The organism is Amycolatopsis sp. YIM 10 (genome assembly GCF_009429145.1).
GTDB lineage: Bacteria > Actinomycetota > Actinomycetes > Mycobacteriales > Pseudonocardiaceae > Amycolatopsis.
The window spans coordinates 5,698,427-5,712,987 of record NZ_CP045480.1; the positions used below are offsets into that span (position 1 = coordinate 5,698,427).

15 protein-coding genes are annotated in these 14,561 nt (G+C 71.3%); 3 read left to right on the top strand and 12 right to left on the bottom strand.

Annotation, left to right across the window (positions count from 1 at the left end):
* Positions 1–3 precede the first annotated feature (3 nt).
* Positions 4–987, bottom strand: coding sequence for a YafY family protein (locus YIM_RS27065; RefSeq protein WP_153033011.1), 984 nt, complete (start codon positions 985–987; stop codon positions 4–6).
* A 94-nt stretch (positions 988–1,081) separates the two neighbouring features.
* Positions 1,082–2,116, bottom strand: coding sequence for an oxidoreductase (locus tag YIM_RS27070; protein WP_153033012.1), 1,035 nt, complete (start codon positions 2,114–2,116; stop codon positions 1,082–1,084).
* A 172-nt stretch (positions 2,117–2,288) separates the two neighbouring features.
* Here YIM_RS27070 and YIM_RS27075 point away from each other — a divergent pair, with 172 nt between their 5' ends.
* A complete protein-coding gene (locus tag YIM_RS27075; protein ID WP_153033013.1) occupies positions 2,289–2,699 on the top strand; it encodes a DUF6069 family protein in 411 nt (136 codons plus the stop codon).
* A gap of 124 nt (positions 2,700–2,823) precedes the next feature.
* Here YIM_RS27075 and pafA read toward each other — a convergent pair whose 3' ends face one another.
* Positions 2,824–4,182 carry a Pup--protein ligase gene (gene pafA / locus YIM_RS27080; RefSeq protein ID WP_153033014.1) on the bottom strand — a complete coding sequence of 453 codons (1,359 nt, stop codon included), beginning with the start codon at positions 4,180–4,182 and terminating at the stop codon, positions 2,824–2,826.
* 183 nt (positions 4,183–4,365) lie between these two features.
* Here pafA and YIM_RS27085 point away from each other — a divergent pair, with 183 nt between their 5' ends.
* A complete protein-coding gene (locus YIM_RS27085; RefSeq protein WP_153037280.1) occupies positions 4,366–5,742 on the top strand; it encodes a bifunctional phosphatase PAP2/diacylglycerol kinase family protein in 1,377 nt (458 codons plus the stop codon).
* Between the two features lie 350 nt (positions 5,743–6,092).
* Here YIM_RS27085 and prcA read toward each other — a convergent pair whose 3' ends face one another.
* The 4 genes from prcA to dop form a co-directional block, all read right to left on the bottom strand.
* Entirely contained in the window at positions 6,093–6,890 is a 798-nt protein-coding gene (gene prcA, locus YIM_RS27090) for a proteasome subunit alpha (protein WP_153033015.1), read from the bottom strand.
* Between the two features lie 37 nt (positions 6,891–6,927).
* Positions 6,928–7,782, bottom strand: a complete 855-nt coding sequence (gene prcB / locus YIM_RS27095; RefSeq protein WP_153033016.1) for a proteasome subunit beta — start codon at positions 7,780–7,782, stop codon at positions 6,928–6,930.
* A gap of 56 nt (positions 7,783–7,838) precedes the next feature.
* A complete protein-coding gene (locus YIM_RS27100) occupies positions 7,839–8,033 on the bottom strand; it encodes a ubiquitin-like protein Pup (RefSeq protein ID WP_113692219.1) in 195 nt (64 codons plus the stop codon).
* Between the two features lie 87 nt (positions 8,034–8,120).
* The gene (gene dop / locus YIM_RS27105; protein ID WP_153033017.1) at positions 8,121–9,623 is read right to left on the bottom strand and encodes a depupylase/deamidase Dop; all 1,503 of its coding nucleotides are present in this window, start codon (positions 9,621–9,623) and stop codon (positions 8,121–8,123) included.
* A 56-nt stretch (positions 9,624–9,679) separates the two neighbouring features.
* On the opposite strand from dop, the gene YIM_RS27110 reads away from it, so the two are divergent.
* Positions 9,680–10,198, top strand: a complete 519-nt coding sequence (locus YIM_RS27110; RefSeq protein ID WP_153033018.1) for an NUDIX domain-containing protein — start codon at positions 9,680–9,682, stop codon at positions 10,196–10,198.
* Positions 10,199–10,201: 3 nt separating this feature from the next.
* Here YIM_RS27110 and YIM_RS27115 read toward each other — a convergent pair whose 3' ends face one another.
* The 5 genes from YIM_RS27115 to YIM_RS27135 all read right to left on the bottom strand — a co-directional run bounded on the left by YIM_RS27115 (position 10,202) and on the right by YIM_RS27135 (position 14,553).
* Entirely contained in the window at positions 10,202–10,822 is a 621-nt protein-coding gene (locus YIM_RS27115; RefSeq protein WP_370469030.1) for a hypothetical protein, read from the bottom strand.
* A 122-nt stretch (positions 10,823–10,944) separates the two neighbouring features.
* Positions 10,945–11,889, bottom strand: a complete 945-nt coding sequence (locus YIM_RS27120) for an aldo/keto reductase (RefSeq protein WP_370469031.1) — start codon at positions 11,887–11,889, stop codon at positions 10,945–10,947.
* 84 nt (positions 11,890–11,973) lie between these two features.
* Positions 11,974–13,038 (bottom strand): glycoside hydrolase family 5 protein, encoded by a 1,065-nt coding sequence (locus YIM_RS27125; RefSeq protein ID WP_153033019.1) that lies wholly within the window; start codon positions 13,036–13,038, stop codon positions 11,974–11,976.
* Between the two features lie 118 nt (positions 13,039–13,156).
* The gene (locus YIM_RS27130; protein WP_153033020.1) at positions 13,157–14,173 is read right to left on the bottom strand and encodes a hypothetical protein; all 1,017 of its coding nucleotides are present in this window, start codon (positions 14,171–14,173) and stop codon (positions 13,157–13,159) included.
* Positions 14,174–14,205: 32 nt separating this feature from the next.
* Positions 14,206–14,553, bottom strand: a complete 348-nt coding sequence (locus YIM_RS27135; protein WP_153033021.1) for a hypothetical protein — start codon at positions 14,551–14,553, stop codon at positions 14,206–14,208.
* Positions 14,554–14,561: the final 8 nt, after the last annotated feature.

Here is a 14,561-nt window from a genome sequence, read left to right on the forward strand (position 1 = left end):
GGCTCACCGGCCGACCCCGATCCCGTGCGCGATCGCCTCCAGCCGGCCGCGGACCGCCTTGGCCAGCACGTCCGGTTCGAGCACCAGCACGTCCGGCGCGTGCCCGGCGATCCAGTCGGCGGCGCTTTCCGGGTAGTACAGCTCGATCTCCATCACGTCGCCGTCGATGCCGTCCACGGTCATCCGGTCCACCGGCTTCGCCCGCCGCCGCACCCCGGCCGCCCGCCGGTCGGCCACCCACAGCAGCGCCGGGGTGGTCGGGCTCGACTCGGGATTGACCGTGCCGGCCACGTACTCCAGCAGGTTCACGTTCTCCGGGCGCCGGACCTCACCGGCCCGGCCGAAGGCCCGCACCTCGCCGAGGATCCTGGACAGCCGGAAGCAGCGGGTGGCGCGGCGGTCCCGGTCGTACCCGACCACGTACCAGCGCGCCTTCCAGGAGATCACGCCCCACGGTTCGACCGTGCGCAGCAGCCGCTCCGGGGAGTCGCTGCGGCGGTACTCGAACTTCACCGGCCGCCCGGCCCGCACCGCGGCCAGCAGCGGCGAGAACGCGGGCTCGGTGCGCACCCGCGGCTCGACCACCGGCTGCGCCTGCTGGTCCACCTCGACCCCGGCGGCACGCAGCTTCACCAGCGCGGCCTGCGCCTGCCCGGTCAGCTCCGGCGAGTCCCACAGGCGCACCGCGAGCGCCACCGCGGCGGCCTCGTCCGGGGCCAGGTCGATCTCGCCGAGTTCGTAGTCGCGGCGCGCGATCCGGTAGCCCTCGACCGGGTCGAACCCGGAGTTGCGGCCGGTTTCCAGCGGGATGCCCAGCTCGCGCAGCTCGGTCTTGTCCCGCTCGAACATCCGGAAGAAGGCGTCTTCGGTCGCGGCATCGGCGTAACCGGGCACGATGCCGCGAATCCGCTCGGCGGTCAGGTACTGCCGGGTGGAGAGCAGGGCGAGCACCAGATTCACCAGGCGCTCGGCGCGGGCGGTGGACACCAGAACACAGTAGCCCGCCGCCCGCCGCCCGTTGGTGAGGTCCGCCCCTCGCGCCTCCGCGCGCCGTGCCGCCGGGTCTTCGCACTGGCGGGGCTCAGCCGAGCTTGGCGGCGCGGCCGCCCGCGCCCGAGGCCCAGCAGGCACCGCGCGCGGTGCAGTCGACGGTGTCGAAGCTGCCGGTGTCGAAGGAGGTCCAGTGCCTGCCGCCGTCGGTGCTGAAGTCGCTGCCGGTCGGGCCGACGGCCAGCAGGGTGTGGTGCCGCCAGGCCACGCCCGAGCGGTAACCCACCGGCGGCGCGGCCGGTTTCTCCCAGCTGCGGCCGCCGTCGCGGGTCAGCGCGAGCGCGGGCACCGGCTCGGCCGGCCTGGCGTAGTCCCCGCCGATCGCGACCCCGCGCAACCGGTCGCGGAAACCGAGCGCGAACACCCCGGCCGACGGACTGCTCAGCAGCGGCGTCTCGCTGACCGTCCACGTGCGACCGCCGTCGCGCGAGTGGAACACCCGCGCCGAGGCGTCCCCGCCGGTGCCGAACCAGGCGTCGGCCGGGCCTTCGGTGGTCAGGCACTGCCCGCTCGCGGCGAACCCGGCTTCGGACGGCAACGCGGGCGGCAGGCCGCCCGGCGGCACCTCGGCCCAGTTCCGCCCACCGTCCTCAGTGGACAGAATGCGGAAGCGGCCGTCCACCGGATCGCTCATCGCCAGCCCGCGCCGGTGGTCGAAGAACGAGATGCAGTCGTAGAACGCGCGCTCGTCGGGGTTCTCGAAGGACAGTCGCCAGCTCGCGCCACCGTCGTCGGTGCGGTAGATCTTCGCCGCCGCGCCGGTGCCCGCCGACATCACCACCGCGCGCCGCTCGTCGAAGGCCTCGATGTCGCGGAAGTCCAGTGCCGTGGCGTCCGGCGGCGCGACCTGCTGCCAGGAACCGCCGCCGTCGGTGGTGCGCAGCACCGTGCCCTTGCTGCCGCTGGCCCAGGCCACCTTCGCGCTGACCGCGGCGAGGCCGCGCAGCTGGGCGGTCACGCCGGTCGGGGTCAGCTGCCAGCCCGGCGGGCGGTCGGCGACCGCGGCCGGTGCGCTCACGGTGGACAGGAGCAGTGCGGCGAGCACGGCCAGGCGGGTCCTGCGCATGCGTTACCCCCATCGGATCGGCGTCAGTTGGTTACCAGATCACCGCGGCCCGCGCAAAGCGGACGGCATCAACCAAACAGTGGAAGTGCGGGAGCCGCGACGGCCATATGGTGCGAATGAACCCGTGAAACGGCGTTACCTGCCGCGCCGGCCAGTCCATCAGGAGGCCGTTATGACCACTTCCGCCGCCCAGCAGACCCCGACCGGGTCGAAGGCCCTCACCCGCGCCGGCGGGATCGCCGCCGCCGCCATCGCGGTGTCGCTCATCTGGACGCTCGCGGTACCGGTGCTCGGGATCGACCTGACCGTGACCAGCATCGGCGCCGCCGCGCCGCAGACCGTTGACCTGGTGACCATCCTGATCGCCACGGTCGCGGTGTCACTGGTCGGCTGGGGCCTGCTCGCCCTGCTCGAACGACGCGGCAAGGGCCGCGTGTGGACGTTCATCGCGGCCGGGGTGATGGTGCTTTCGCTGGCCAGCCCGCTGCTCGCGGCCGGGCCGGTCGACGCGCGCGTCACGCTCGCCCTGCTGCACATCGTCGTCGGCGCCGTGGTCATCCCCGCGTTCCGCCGCGGCGCCTGACCGGCGCGGCCGGGTTCGCTCATCCCGCGCCCCCACCCGGTCGCCGCCGTAACCGATGAGCGGGGCCGCGCTCGCTTGCCCGGCGAGCCCGGCCCCGCTCATCGTGCTGTCGCAGATCGTCCTGTCACAGACTGCTGATCAGGCGTTCCACCCGCTCGTCGACCGCGCGGAACGGGTCCTTGCACAGCACGGTCCGCTGCGCCTGGTCGTTCAGCTTCAGGTGCACCCAGTCCACGGTGAAGTCGCGCTGGGCGGCCTGCGCGGCGGCGATGAAGTCACCGCGCAGCTTCGCCCTGGTGGTCTGCGGCGGGGTGTCCTTGGCCAGCTCGATCTCGCCGTCGTCGGTCACCCGGCGCACCAGGCCCTTGCGCTGCAGCAGGTCGAAGATGCCACGGCCGCGCCGGATGTCGTGGTAGGCCAGGTCCAGCTGGGCGATCCGCGGGCTGGACAGGTCCAGGTCGTGCTTGGCCCGGTACCGCTCCACCAGCCGGTGCTTGATCGCCCAGTCGATCTCGGTGTCGATCTTCGAGAAGTCCTGCGTCTCGACCGCGTCCAGCGCCCGGCCCCACAGCTCCACCACGCGCTCGGCGGTGGCCCCGGAGCCGTTGGTCTTCACGTGCTGGGCCGCCCGCGCGTAGTACTCGCGCTGGATCTCCAGCGCGGACGCCTCGCGGCCGCCCGCCAGGCGCACCTGGCGGCGCCCGGTCAGGTCGTGGCTGATCTCGCGGATCGCGCGGATCGGGTTGTCCAGGGTGAAGTCGCGGAACTGCACCCCCTGCTCGATCATCTCCAGCACCAGGTTCGCCGCGCCCACCTTGAGCAGGGTGGTCGGCTCGGCCATGTTGGAGTCGCCGACGATGACGTGCAGCCTGCGGTAGCGCTCGGCGTCCGCGTGCGGCTCGTCGCGGGTGTTGATGATCGGCCGGGAGCGCGTTGTGGCGCTCGACACACCCTCCCAGATGTGCTCGGCACGCTGGGACAGGCAGTACACCGCGCCGCGCGGGGTCTGCAGCACCTTGCCCGCCCCGCAGATCAGCTGCCGGGTGACCAGGAACGGCAGCAGCACGTCGGCGATCCTCGAGAACTCACCGGCCCGCGTGACCAGGTAGTTCTCGTGGCAGCCGTAGGAGTTGCCCGCCGAGTCGGTGTTGTTCTTGAACAGGAAGATGTCGCCGCCGATGCCCTCGTCACCCAGCCTGCGCTCGGCGTCGACGAGCAGGTCCTCGAGGATCCGCTCCCCCGCCTTGTCGTGCGTGACCAGCTGCGTGAGGTCGTCGCATTCGGCCGTCGCGTACTCCGGGTGGGATCCGACGTCCAGGTAGAGCCGCGAGCCGTTCGACAGGAAGACGTTGGACGAACGTCCCCATGAAACCACCCGCCGGAACAGGTACCTGGCCACTTCGTCCGGCGACAACCTGCGCTGTCCGTGGAAGGTGCAGGTCACCCCGAACTCTGTCTCGATCCCAAAGATCCGCCGCTGCATGCCCCCAGAGTATGCGCAAGTGCCCCCAAGTCGGTGCGCCGTTCGGGCGTCGGCGTTGCGTCGGTTACGTTGCACCACGTGTTCAGGCACATCAAGCGCCCGCTGCGCCAGGTCGGCGAGACCGATCGCGCCCTCGTCCGCCGCAGCGCCGCGCTCCCCAGGTCCTCCGCCGATCGCGCACTGATGGCGCTGACGCGGTCCGCCAACAAGGGCAGGTTGTGGTGGGTGGTCGCGGCCATGCTCGCCGCCCGCAAGGGCACCGGCAGGCGGGCCGCGATGCGTGGCGTGGTCGCCATCGGCGGGGCCAGCCTGACCGCCAACCTGCTGGGCAAGCCGCTGTTCCCCCGGCGGCGCCCGGCCGCCGAGGAGGTGCCCGAGCACCGGCGCCTGGTCAAGCGGCCCACCTCGTCCTCGTTCCCGTCCGGGCACTCGGCGTCGGCGGCCGCGTTCACCGCCGCCGTGGCGATGGAGTCACCCGCGCTCGGCCTGGCCATCGCGCCGGTGGCGGCCGCGGTGGCCTATTCGCGGGTGCACACCGGCGTGCACTGGCCCAGTGACGTCGGCGCGGGCGCGCTGATCGGCATCGGCGCGGCCTTCGCCACCCGGCACTGGTGGCCGGTCCACCCGACCGTGCCCGGCGACACCGCGCACCCGGCCGAAGCCCCGGTGATGGTGGACGGCGAGGACATGCTCGCGCTGGTCAACCCGCGCTCCGGAATCGACGGGCAGGACCCCACCGAGGACGTCCGGTTCGCCTGGCCCAAGGCCACCATCATCTATCCCGACACCGACCGCGACATCCGCGAGCAGCTCACCACCGAGATCGCGCGCCGCGGCACCGTGCGCGCGCTCGGCGTGGCGGGCGGCGACGGCACCGTGGCCGCGGTCGCCTCGGTGGCCGCCGAGCACAAGCTGCCGCTGGCGCTCATCCCGGCGGGCACGCTCAACCACTTCGCCCGCGACGTCGGCGTGCGGTCCATGCCCGACGCGGACGCGGCCACCGAGGCGGGCGCCGCGGTCGGCATGGACCTCGGTGAGGTCACCGTGGACGGGGCCACCGGCAGCGACCGCCGCTGGTTCGTCAACACGGCCAGCATCGGCGGTTATCCCGAGATGGTCCGGATGCGGGAGAAGCTCCAGGACAAGCTGCCGAAGTGGCCCGCCGCGGCCATCGCCATGGTGCGCAGCCTGCGCAAGGCCCGCCCGCTGGAGGTGGAGCTGAACGGGCAGCGGACCTCGGTCTGGCTGATCTTCGTCGGCAACAGCCCGTACATCCCGAAGGGCTTCGCCCCGGCGCACCGGCCCGCGCTGGACACCGGCCTGCTCGACGTGCGGTACCTACGGGCCGACGTGCCCTACTCGCGCGCCCGGTTCATCGCCGCCGCGCTGACCAACACGCTCGGCACCAGCCACGTCTACCGCGAGTTCGACGTGCCGGAGCTGGAGGTCAAGCTGCTCAACGGCAACCGGCGCGTGGCCACCGACGGCGAGGTCGGCCCGCTCGGCTCGCACTTCCACTTCAAGTCGCAGCCCAGCGCGCTGGCCCTGTACCGCCTCTGACCCCCGGTCACCGCGGCGGGTTCAGTCTCGGGCGTCGTGACCGCTGGCGATTGCTGGAAGTGCCAGATGGCCTTCTCGTGGTTCGTTCGCGGGTCGCCGTCGACGCGTTCGTCGTGCAGCGCGCCGAGAGCATGCTGCGTTCGCGCCCATGCTCGCGGGCCGCACTGAGGTGCTCGAGGGCGCCGGTGAAGCACTGGAGCGCGTCTTGCTCGTTCTCGCCCGCGGTCGCCGCGGCGTGCGTCGAATGCGACGCCACGGCGCCACCAGGTTCGCGCCCCGGACGCGAATGTGGCTTCCGACGGCGGTTCCCCGCCCTCGGAAGCCACATTCGACTGTTCCGGTGGGACTGTCTACTTCTTCGTTTCGCCCGCGGGCGGCTCGTCCGGCTTGTCGTCCTTTTCGGACTTCTCGGCCTTGTCCGGCTCGGCCTCGTCGGCCTTCTCCGACTTCGGCAGCAGCGCCTCCAGCGCGGCACCGGTGATCCGGCGGAACGCCCGGCCCGGCCGCTCGCGCTCGAGCACCGCGACCTCGAGCTTGCCGACCTCGCCCGCCCCGCCGTTGGTGGCCGGGGTGTTCGGCGCACTGGTCTGCAGGGCCGCCACCGCCACCGCGACCGCGGCGGACAGCTCCAGGCCCTCCTCGTAGGTCTCCTTCAGCTTCGAGGTGATCGGCTCGGTCTGGCCGCCCATCGCCACGAAGCGCGGCTCGTCGCCGATGGACCCGTCGTAGGTCAGCCGGTAGAGCTGGTCCTCGGCCGGGGTGGTGCCCACCTCGGCCACGCAGATCTCCACCTCGTACGGCTTGAGCTGGTCGGTGAAGATCGCGCCGAGGGTCTGGGCGTAGACGTTCGCCAGCGCCCGCGAGTTCACGTCACGCCGGTCGTACTGGTACCCCTGCAGGTCCACGTACTTGATCCCGCCCCGGCGCAGGCTCTCGAACTCGCTGTACCGGCCGACCGCGGCGAAGCCGATGCGGTCGTAGATCTCCGACACCTTGTGCAGCGTCGTCGACGGGTTCTCGGCCACGAACAGCACGCCACCGGCGTACTTCAGCACCACGACACTGCGTCCCCTGGCAATGCCCTTGCGCGCGAGCTCGGAACGCTCGCGCATCAACTGCTCGGGCGACGCGTACAGCGGCATCGTCACTGCGGTGGCTCCACTCTCTCGAACTCGGAAGTCTTACTCAGCCCTGGCGCCCAGGGCGCTGCGCGCGGTCGTTGACGACGGCCTCGGAAACCGCCTCGGCCTGCTCGGCCGGCAACCGCACCGCGCCGTGCTCAGCGGTGATGGTCACCGCGGTCGGGAAGATCCGGCGCACCATGTCGGGCCCGCCGGTCGCGGTGTCGTCGTCGGCGGCGTCGTACAGCGCCTCCACCGCCACCCGCACGGCCCCTTCCAGGTCCGCGTCCGGGTCGTGCAGCTTCTTCAGCGAGGACTTCGCGAACAGCGAGCCGGAGCCGATGGCGTGGTAGCCGCCGTGCTCCTCGTACCGCCCGCCGGTGACGTCGTAGGAGACGATCCGCCCGCCGCGCTTGGGGTCGGCCGCCTCGGTGTCGTAGCCGACGAACAGCGGCAGCACCGCCAGCCCGGCCATGGCCACGTCCAGATTGGCCTTGACCATCATCGACAGCTTGTTCGTCTTGCCGTCCAGCGACAGCGAAACGCCCTCGAGCTTCTCGTAGTGGGCCAGCTCCACCGCGTACAGCCGGACCATCTCCAGCGCCAGGCCCGCGGTACCGGCGATGCCGACCGCGGAGTACTCGTCGGTGACGTAGACCTTGTCCATGTCCCGCGTGGCGATCAGGTTGCCGGTGGTCGCCCGCCGGTCACCGGCGATCAGCACGCCGCCGGCGAAGGTGACCGCGACGATCGTGGTGCCGTGCGGCACGTCCAGCCCGCCCGGCTGGGCACCGGCCCCCCGGCGGCCGGGGAGCAGGTCCGGGGCCTCCGCGCGCAGGAAGTCGGTGAACGACGACGTGGTCGTCGTCAGGTACGACGCGGGCAGCGCGAAGCCCGAGTGGTTCGAGGTGTTGTCCATACGTGCTCGTTTTTCCCATCAACGAAGATCAGCGGGACCGGTGTGCGCGCGGGAGACTACTCCCCGCCCTTCTGCACATAGGCGCGGACGAAGTCCTCGGCGTTCTCCTCCAGCACGTCGTCGATCTCGTCGAGGATGGTGTCCACGTCCTCGCCGAGCTTTTCGCGGCGTTCCTGACCGGCCGGGGCACCGCCCTCGACCTCTTCGTCGGAGTCACCGCCGCCGTGCCGCTCGATCTTTTCCTGAGCCATCTCGCCTCCCGGTGTGGCCGTTGTTCTCAAGCCTATCCGCTCGAACCGACATTCGGTGCCACCACTGGATCACTCCTGGGTCGCTCTCTAGTCCGAACCGGTGAGCGCCTCGACCAGTTCCTCAGCGGTCGCCGAGTCGTCCAGCAGCTTGCCGACGTGCGCCTTCGTCCCCCGCAGGGGCTCCAGCGTGGGAATACGCACCAGCGACTCGCGGCCGACGTCGAAGATCACCGAATCCCAGGACGCCGCCGCGATCGAGGTCGCGTACTTCTCCAGGGTGCGGCCGCGGAAGTAGGCCCGCGTGTCGGACGGCGGGGTGGTGATCGCCGCGCGCACCTCCTCCTCGGTGACCAGCCGCTTCATCGAGCCGCGGGTGACCAGGCGGTTGTACAGGCCCTTGTCCAGCCGCACGTCCGAGTACTGCAGGTCGACCAGGTGCAGCCGCGGCGCGCCCCAGTTGAGCTGGTCGCGGGCGCGGTAGCCCTCCAGCAGGCGCAGCTTGGCCGGCCAGTCCAGCCGGTCGGCGCACTCGGCCGGGTCGCGGGCCAGCGCGTCGAGCACCTCGCCCCAGATCCGCAGCACGTCCTTGGACTGGGTGTCGCCGCCGGTGCGGTCCAGGAACTCCGAGGCCAGCTCGTGGTAGGCGAACTGGATGTCCAGGCCGGTGAACTTGCGCCCGCCGGCCACCTCGACCTTGGTCTTGAGCGTCGGGTCGTGGCTGATCTGGTGCACCGCGCGCACCGGCTCGTCCAGTTTCAGCTGGTCGAAGCGCATCCCGGACTCGATCATGTCCAGCACGATCGCGGTGGTGCCGAGCTTGAGGTAGGTGGAGTACTCGGCCAGGTTCGCGTCGCCGATGATCACGTGCAGCCTGCGGTACTTGTCCGCGTCGGCGTGCGGCTCGTCGCGGGTGTTGATGATGCCGCGCTTGAGCGTGGTCTCCAGGCCGACCTCGACCTCGATGTAGTCCGACCGCTGCGAGAGCTGGAAGCCGGCGTCCTCGCCCTGCGGCCCGATGCCGACGCGGCCGGAGCCGGTCATCACCTGGCGCGAGACGAAGAACGGGGTCAGCCCGGAGATCACCGAGGTGAACGGGGTGGACCGCGCCATCAGGTAGTTCTCGTGGGTGCCGTAGCTGGCACCCTTGCCGTCGACGTTGTTCTTGTACAGCTGCAGCGCGGGCTGGCCGGGCACGGTGGCCGCGCGCATCGCGGCCTCCTCCATCACCCGCTCGCCCGCCTTGTCCCAGATGACCGCGTCGCGCGCGTTGGTGACCTCGGGCGCGGAGTACTCCGGGTGCGCGTGGTCGACGTAGAGCCGGGCGCCGTTGGTCAGGATGACGTTGGCCGCGCCGAGGTCCTCCACGTCGGGGTCGTGCCCCGGGGTGCCCGGCCCGGCGAGGTCGAACCCCCTGGCGTCGCGCAGCGGCGACTCCACCTCGTAGTCCCACCGGGCCCGCCGGGCGCGCGGGATGTCCGCGGCGGCCGCGTAGGCCAGCACCACCTGGGTGGAGGTCAACACCGGGTTGGCCGTCGCATCGCCAGGCACCGCGATGCCGTACTCGACCTCGGTTCCCATGATCCGCCTCATACCGTCCACCCTACGGGGGCGGAGGGACGTGACACCTCCCAGGTGGCCGCGATTGGATGGGTGTCGTGAACGACGAACTGGTAGCGGTGTACGACGGGTCGGGCGTGGCGGTCGGCGAGGCACCCCGCTCGCGGGTGCGGGCCGAAGGGCTGTGGCACGCCGCCGGGGTGGTGCTGGTGCGCTCGCCGGACGGCGGGAAGGTCTACCTGCACCTGCGCACGGACACCAAGGACGTCTTCCCCGGCACCTACGACTGCTGGGCCGGCGGCATGGTCGCCGCCGGTGAGACACCGGTCGAGTGCGCGCGGCGGGAACTGGCCGAGGAACTCGGTGTCCGGGACGTGCCGCTGGAGCCGTTGTTCGTCCACGTCTACGACGAGCCGCCGATGCGCTGCCACAACTTCGCCTTCGAGGCCAGGTGGGACGGCCCGATCACGCACCAGCCGGAGGAGATCGTCTCCGGCGAGTGGATCGAACTCGCCGAGCTGCGGCGGATGGCCGAGGATCCGGCCAGCCCGCTCATCCCGGACGGCAAGCTCGGTGTCCTGGAATGGTTCCGCCGCTTCGACCCGTGAGCCTCAGGAGGAGACGCGGACCAGCGCGGCCGCGCTGATCGGGGCCAGCCGCTTCGCCGCGTCGGTGGCGCGGGCCTGCGTGCTGGCGGCCACCTGCACCGCGGAGATGACGTCACCGCGGGCGAGCAGCACGGTGCAGACCGCGGCGCCCTTGTCGGTCTCGCACCACGCGCGCTGCGCCTCGGCGCCGGTCGGCGTGAGCTGGACCGGCGTTGCGCCCGAGCAGATCAGCCGGTTGACCGCCTCGGCCGCGCCCTTGGTCACCAGCACCTGGTGGCTCAGCGACGCACCGGACGGGTACTGCCAGTCGCTGCGCTTGCGTTGTTCTTCCGGCACCCGCTCGACCAGCGGCGCCAGGCACTTCGACGGGGTCGCCGGTTTGGTGGCCTTGCGGACCTCTTCGGCGGCGACGTCGGCGTCGGTCAGCAGCGCGGGCGTGGTCGCGGTGCGCTCCTGGGACGGCGGCGGGGCCGCGGCGGGCGCCGCCGCCGGAGCGGGCGGCGTGACCGGCGCCGACGAGGGAACCGGGTCGTCGTAGTAGGTGTCGAGGTCGTTGGGCCGGTCGGCACACCCGGCCAGTCCGGCGAACGCGACCGCCGTGGCCGCGAGCGCGGCCACCTGCACCTGACGCAACCTGCAACCCCCTCGGGTCCGCTGTGAGTACCCGCGAGACTCTAGCCAGTGGTCGCGATCGGAAGTTCGCCTGGGGTATTCGGTGGGTCCAGGCGAACTTCCGATCGCGACCACTAATTCCAGTCGAGGCGGGAGCGGTGGGCCCAGTACTCCACTGGCGGTTCGCTCAGTGCGAGCAGTTGCCGCAGTTCGGCGTCGTCGAGGGAAACCGTTGTGGCGTCGAGGTTCGACCGCAGTTGCCCGGTCCCGGCCGGGCCGGCGAGCACCGCGTCCGCGAACGGCTGGGCCAGCGCGGCCGCGATCGCCACCGCGTCGGCGGTGACCCCGTGCGCGGCGGCGAGCCCGGCCACCGGCGCCGGTGGCTCGGCGACCAGCCGCCCGTTGGCCAGGGTTTCCTTCAGCATCACCAGGTTCCCCGCCGCACGGGCCTCGCCGAGGACCTCGCCGACCGAGGATTCCAGCAGGTTCCAGGTGGACTGCACGGCGGTGAAGACCCGCTGCCCCGACCGCTCCAGCTCGAACGCGCGGCGCACGGTTTCCGCCTGTGCCGGGCCGGAGGTGGAGAACCCGACCCGCACGCCGGTGGCGGCGAGCGCGGCGAGCCGGTCCAGCAGCGCGCCGTCGGTGAACAGCGGGCTGTCGATGGTCAGCGAATGCACCTGGTAGAGGGAAATCCGCCCGCCCAGCAACGCCTCGCTCTCCGCCCACTGCTGCTCGAAGCGGGCGAGCGAATGCTCCTTTTCCTCGTGCACGTCCGCGTCGAGGCGCCAGCCGCCGACGTAGGCATAACCCCATTTGCTGGAGACCGTCACGTCCGCGTGCTCGCGGTCGGCGAGCCAGCCGGCCAGGAACTCCTCGGAACGACCGTAGGACCGCGCGACGTCCACCCAGCGCACGCCCGCCGCGTAGGCCGCGTCGAGCACCTCCCAGGTGGCCGCGCGCATGGACGCCACGTCGCGCTCGGGCGGCAGCGCGCCCTCACGGCCGAGGTTGATGTACGCGGGCCTGCCGAGCGCGGCCAGCCCCACTGCGATCTCCGGTTTGTCCGCCACGGTCAGACCGTAACCCGGAAGGTCGCAGTGGGGCTGACAAGGAGGGCTAGCGCGTAGCTCCGTTGAGGGTGGTGGTGGGTGACGGGCGGGCTAGCTGGTCGGGAAGTTGTCCGCGGACCGGATGCGGTCGCGGATCCAGACCCCGGCCGGCTTCAGCGGACCGGTGCCGGTGAAGCTGTTGCCCGCGCAGGTCCCTTCCTTGAACACCGCGCCCGACCGGAAGTCGTCGGAGAAGTTCCAGTTCGTCCAGCTGATCTTCTTGCTGGCCAGGAAGTCCAGGTACTTCTGCGAGTAGCTGAAGTCGTTCCCGCCGTCACCGGTGTAGGTCTGGGTGCCGAACTCGGTGACGAACAGCGGCAGCTTCGACGCGGCCCGCGAGAGCGCGTTGAAGTACTCGTCCTTGTGGGAGGCCGCGTAGAAGTGGAACGTGTACATGAAGTTGCTGGCCTTGATCGGGTTGTTCACGATGTCGGCCTCGGTGCGGCCGTCGGAGATGCCCAGCGAGCCCCAGCCGTGCGTGCCCACGAGCACCACACCGTCCGGGTCCTGCGCGCGGATGACCGGGATCATCTGCTCGGCATAGCTCTTGATGCCCGCCCAGCTGACGCCGTTCGGCTCGTTCGCGATGTCGTAGATGATGTTGGTCTTGTCCTTGTGCCGCTTGGCGATCTCGGTGAAGAAGGTCTTGGCGCGGCCCAGGTTGTAGTTCGGGTCCCCGGGGCTGAGCTGGTGCCAGTCGACCAGCGCGTACATGCCGCGCTTGGTCGCCTCCTCGATGTAGTTGTTCACCAGGTTGGTGAACTTCGCCGGATCGCTTTCGTAGCCGCCTTCCTGGATGTACATCGAGATCCGCAGGACGTCGGCCTTCCAGTCGTTGGCCAGCGCGTCCAGCGAGGCGGTCTTCACGCACTGGGCGTACCACTGGATGCCGTGCGTGCTCATGCCGCGCAACTGGATCGGCTTGCCGTACTGGTTGCACAGCTGCAGGCCGCAGACCTTCAGCTGACCGTTGACCGCCGCGGGCGAGCCGGGTGGCAGCGCGGTGATCGCCGCCGGTTCCGGCGCCGCCTGCGCGCCACCGGCCACCGAAACCGGCAGCAGGAAGGCCGCTGCGGCGACCGCCGCGGCACGGAGCCGGATTCTGTCCCAACGCATACGAGATTTCCTCTCTGACCAGGGCGGCGGAAATAGACAGGAAACTTTCCTTACTAATAAGGCGAGCCCGACTGTAGTGATCCGCTTCACAGGCCGTCAAGAGTTCACCCCGTCTGGACTAGCGACGGTGGCTGACCAACAAGTAGTCGTGGGCGGGCCGGAAGTTCGCACTCCCGGCAGCCACCAAGTGCTCGGGCAGCCGGCGGAGCCAGTGCGCCGGATCTTCGGCGAAGGCGGCCGAGGCACGCATCAGCGCGGTCACCTCGTGCCCGTACCGGCCGAGCACGGTCACCTCCCCCGCCGCGCTGACGCCGATCCGCGCGAACTCCAGCACGTAGTCCCCGAGCCGCGCGGCGATCTCCGCACCGGGTGGCGGGATTCGCAGCCTGCCGACCTCCTGCACCGAGGCCCAGAACTCCGAGTCGCGCAGCCGTCCCGCTTCGGCGTGCGCCCAGGCCTCCGGCGCCTCGGCGAAGCCGTCACCGGGCAGCGGGCCGTCGAACTCGCCGTTCGCGCCGACATGGGCGGACCAGCGCGTCGAACCGCGCTCGTGCAGGGAGATCAGCACCTCGCGGCCGGGCGCGGCCACCCGCCGCTCCCCCGACGGCGGCGGCAACCGCGGCACGTCGATGGTGGACCGGATCGCGTCGACGCCGAGCTGCGACTGCTTCCGCACGGTCTCCCCCGGCGTCAGCACCCAGCCCTCGGTCAGCTCCACCCCGGGACGGACACGCAGCCGGTCGAACAGATCGGGCTCGGCGTCCAGTTCCCCGGTGCACCGGAGCAGGCCGTAGCGATCCAGTTCCGCGGTGAACCCGGGGCCACGCGCGAAAAGCGGGCCACGCGGCTCCGGCAGCACCACCCGCCGCACCCGCTCCACAACCGGCTCACCGGCGACCTCACGCACCCACGCCACCGGTTCGGCGCCCGGCCGGAGCGACTCGGCCGGGCCGCTGTACGCCAGCACCGCGCCGTCCGGGGCCACCAGCAACGACAACCGCCCGGGGACGGTCAGCCGGAGTTCCTCGCCGGTCCCGGCGAACCCGCCCGGCAGCAGCCGCACGCCCTCGCGGCGACGCGCGTCGGCCTGAGCACCCGCCCAGTCCCGGTGATCGCGTTCGTAGAAGTTTCCCATTCGCCGATGCCCCGCACTCGAACGCGCGAGCGTCAGGCCTCCCCGCTTTCTTTCCGCCGCATCAACTCGAGGAACTGGTCCGAGTCGAGCACCTGCCGGTGCAGTTTTTCCAGTCGCGCGGCCGGTGCGCGAACATAACCCTTGCCGAACACCGGTGCGATCTGCCGCAGGCTCGCGCCCGCTTCCCTGGCGGCCAGCAGGGCCCAGTCCGACGCGTTCGCGCAGGCCGTGGACGCGGCCCGCAACTGGCCGAGAAGTCCGATCAATTCGTCCGCGCTCAGCTCACCGCGCCGGGCCGATTCGGCTACCGTCCGCAGCCACTCGTTGATCTGACGGGGGGTCACGGGTGGTTCCGGGGACGGGTACTCATCACCGTTCATAGCGCGAC

Coding starts and splice junctions, on each gene's coding strand:
- YIM_RS27100 (WP_113692219.1), bottom strand. CDS start 8,033: ATGGCTCAGGAAAAGATCGAGCGGCACGGCGGCGGTGACTCCGACGAA.
- dop (WP_153033017.1), bottom strand. CDS start 9,623: ATGAGGCGGATCATGGGAACCGAGGTCGAGTACGGCATCGCGGTGCCT.
- YIM_RS27070 (WP_153033012.1), bottom strand. CDS start 2,116: ATGCGCAGGACCCGCCTGGCCGTGCTCGCCGCACTGCTCCTGTCCACC.
- YIM_RS27135 (WP_153033021.1), bottom strand. CDS start 14,553: ATGAACGGTGATGAGTACCCGTCCCCGGAACCACCCGTGACCCCCCGT.
- YIM_RS27125 (WP_153033019.1), bottom strand. CDS start 13,038: ATGCGTTGGGACAGAATCCGGCTCCGTGCCGCGGCGGTCGCCGCAGCG.
- YIM_RS27085 (WP_153037280.1), top strand. CDS start 4,366: ATGGCGCTGACGCGGTCCGCCAACAAGGGCAGGTTGTGGTGGGTGGTC.
- pafA (WP_153033014.1), bottom strand. CDS start 4,182: ATGCAGCGGCGGATCTTTGGGATCGAGACAGAGTTCGGGGTGACCTGC.
- YIM_RS27130 (WP_153033020.1), bottom strand. CDS start 14,173: ATGGGAAACTTCTACGAACGCGATCACCGGGACTGGGCGGGTGCTCAG.
- YIM_RS27110 (WP_153033018.1), top strand. CDS start 9,680: ATGGGTGTCGTGAACGACGAACTGGTAGCGGTGTACGACGGGTCGGGC.
- prcB (WP_153033016.1), bottom strand. CDS start 7,782: ATGGACAACACCTCGAACCACTCGGGCTTCGCGCTGCCCGCGTCGTAC.
- YIM_RS27075 (WP_153033013.1), top strand. CDS start 2,289: ATGACCACTTCCGCCGCCCAGCAGACCCCGACCGGGTCGAAGGCCCTC.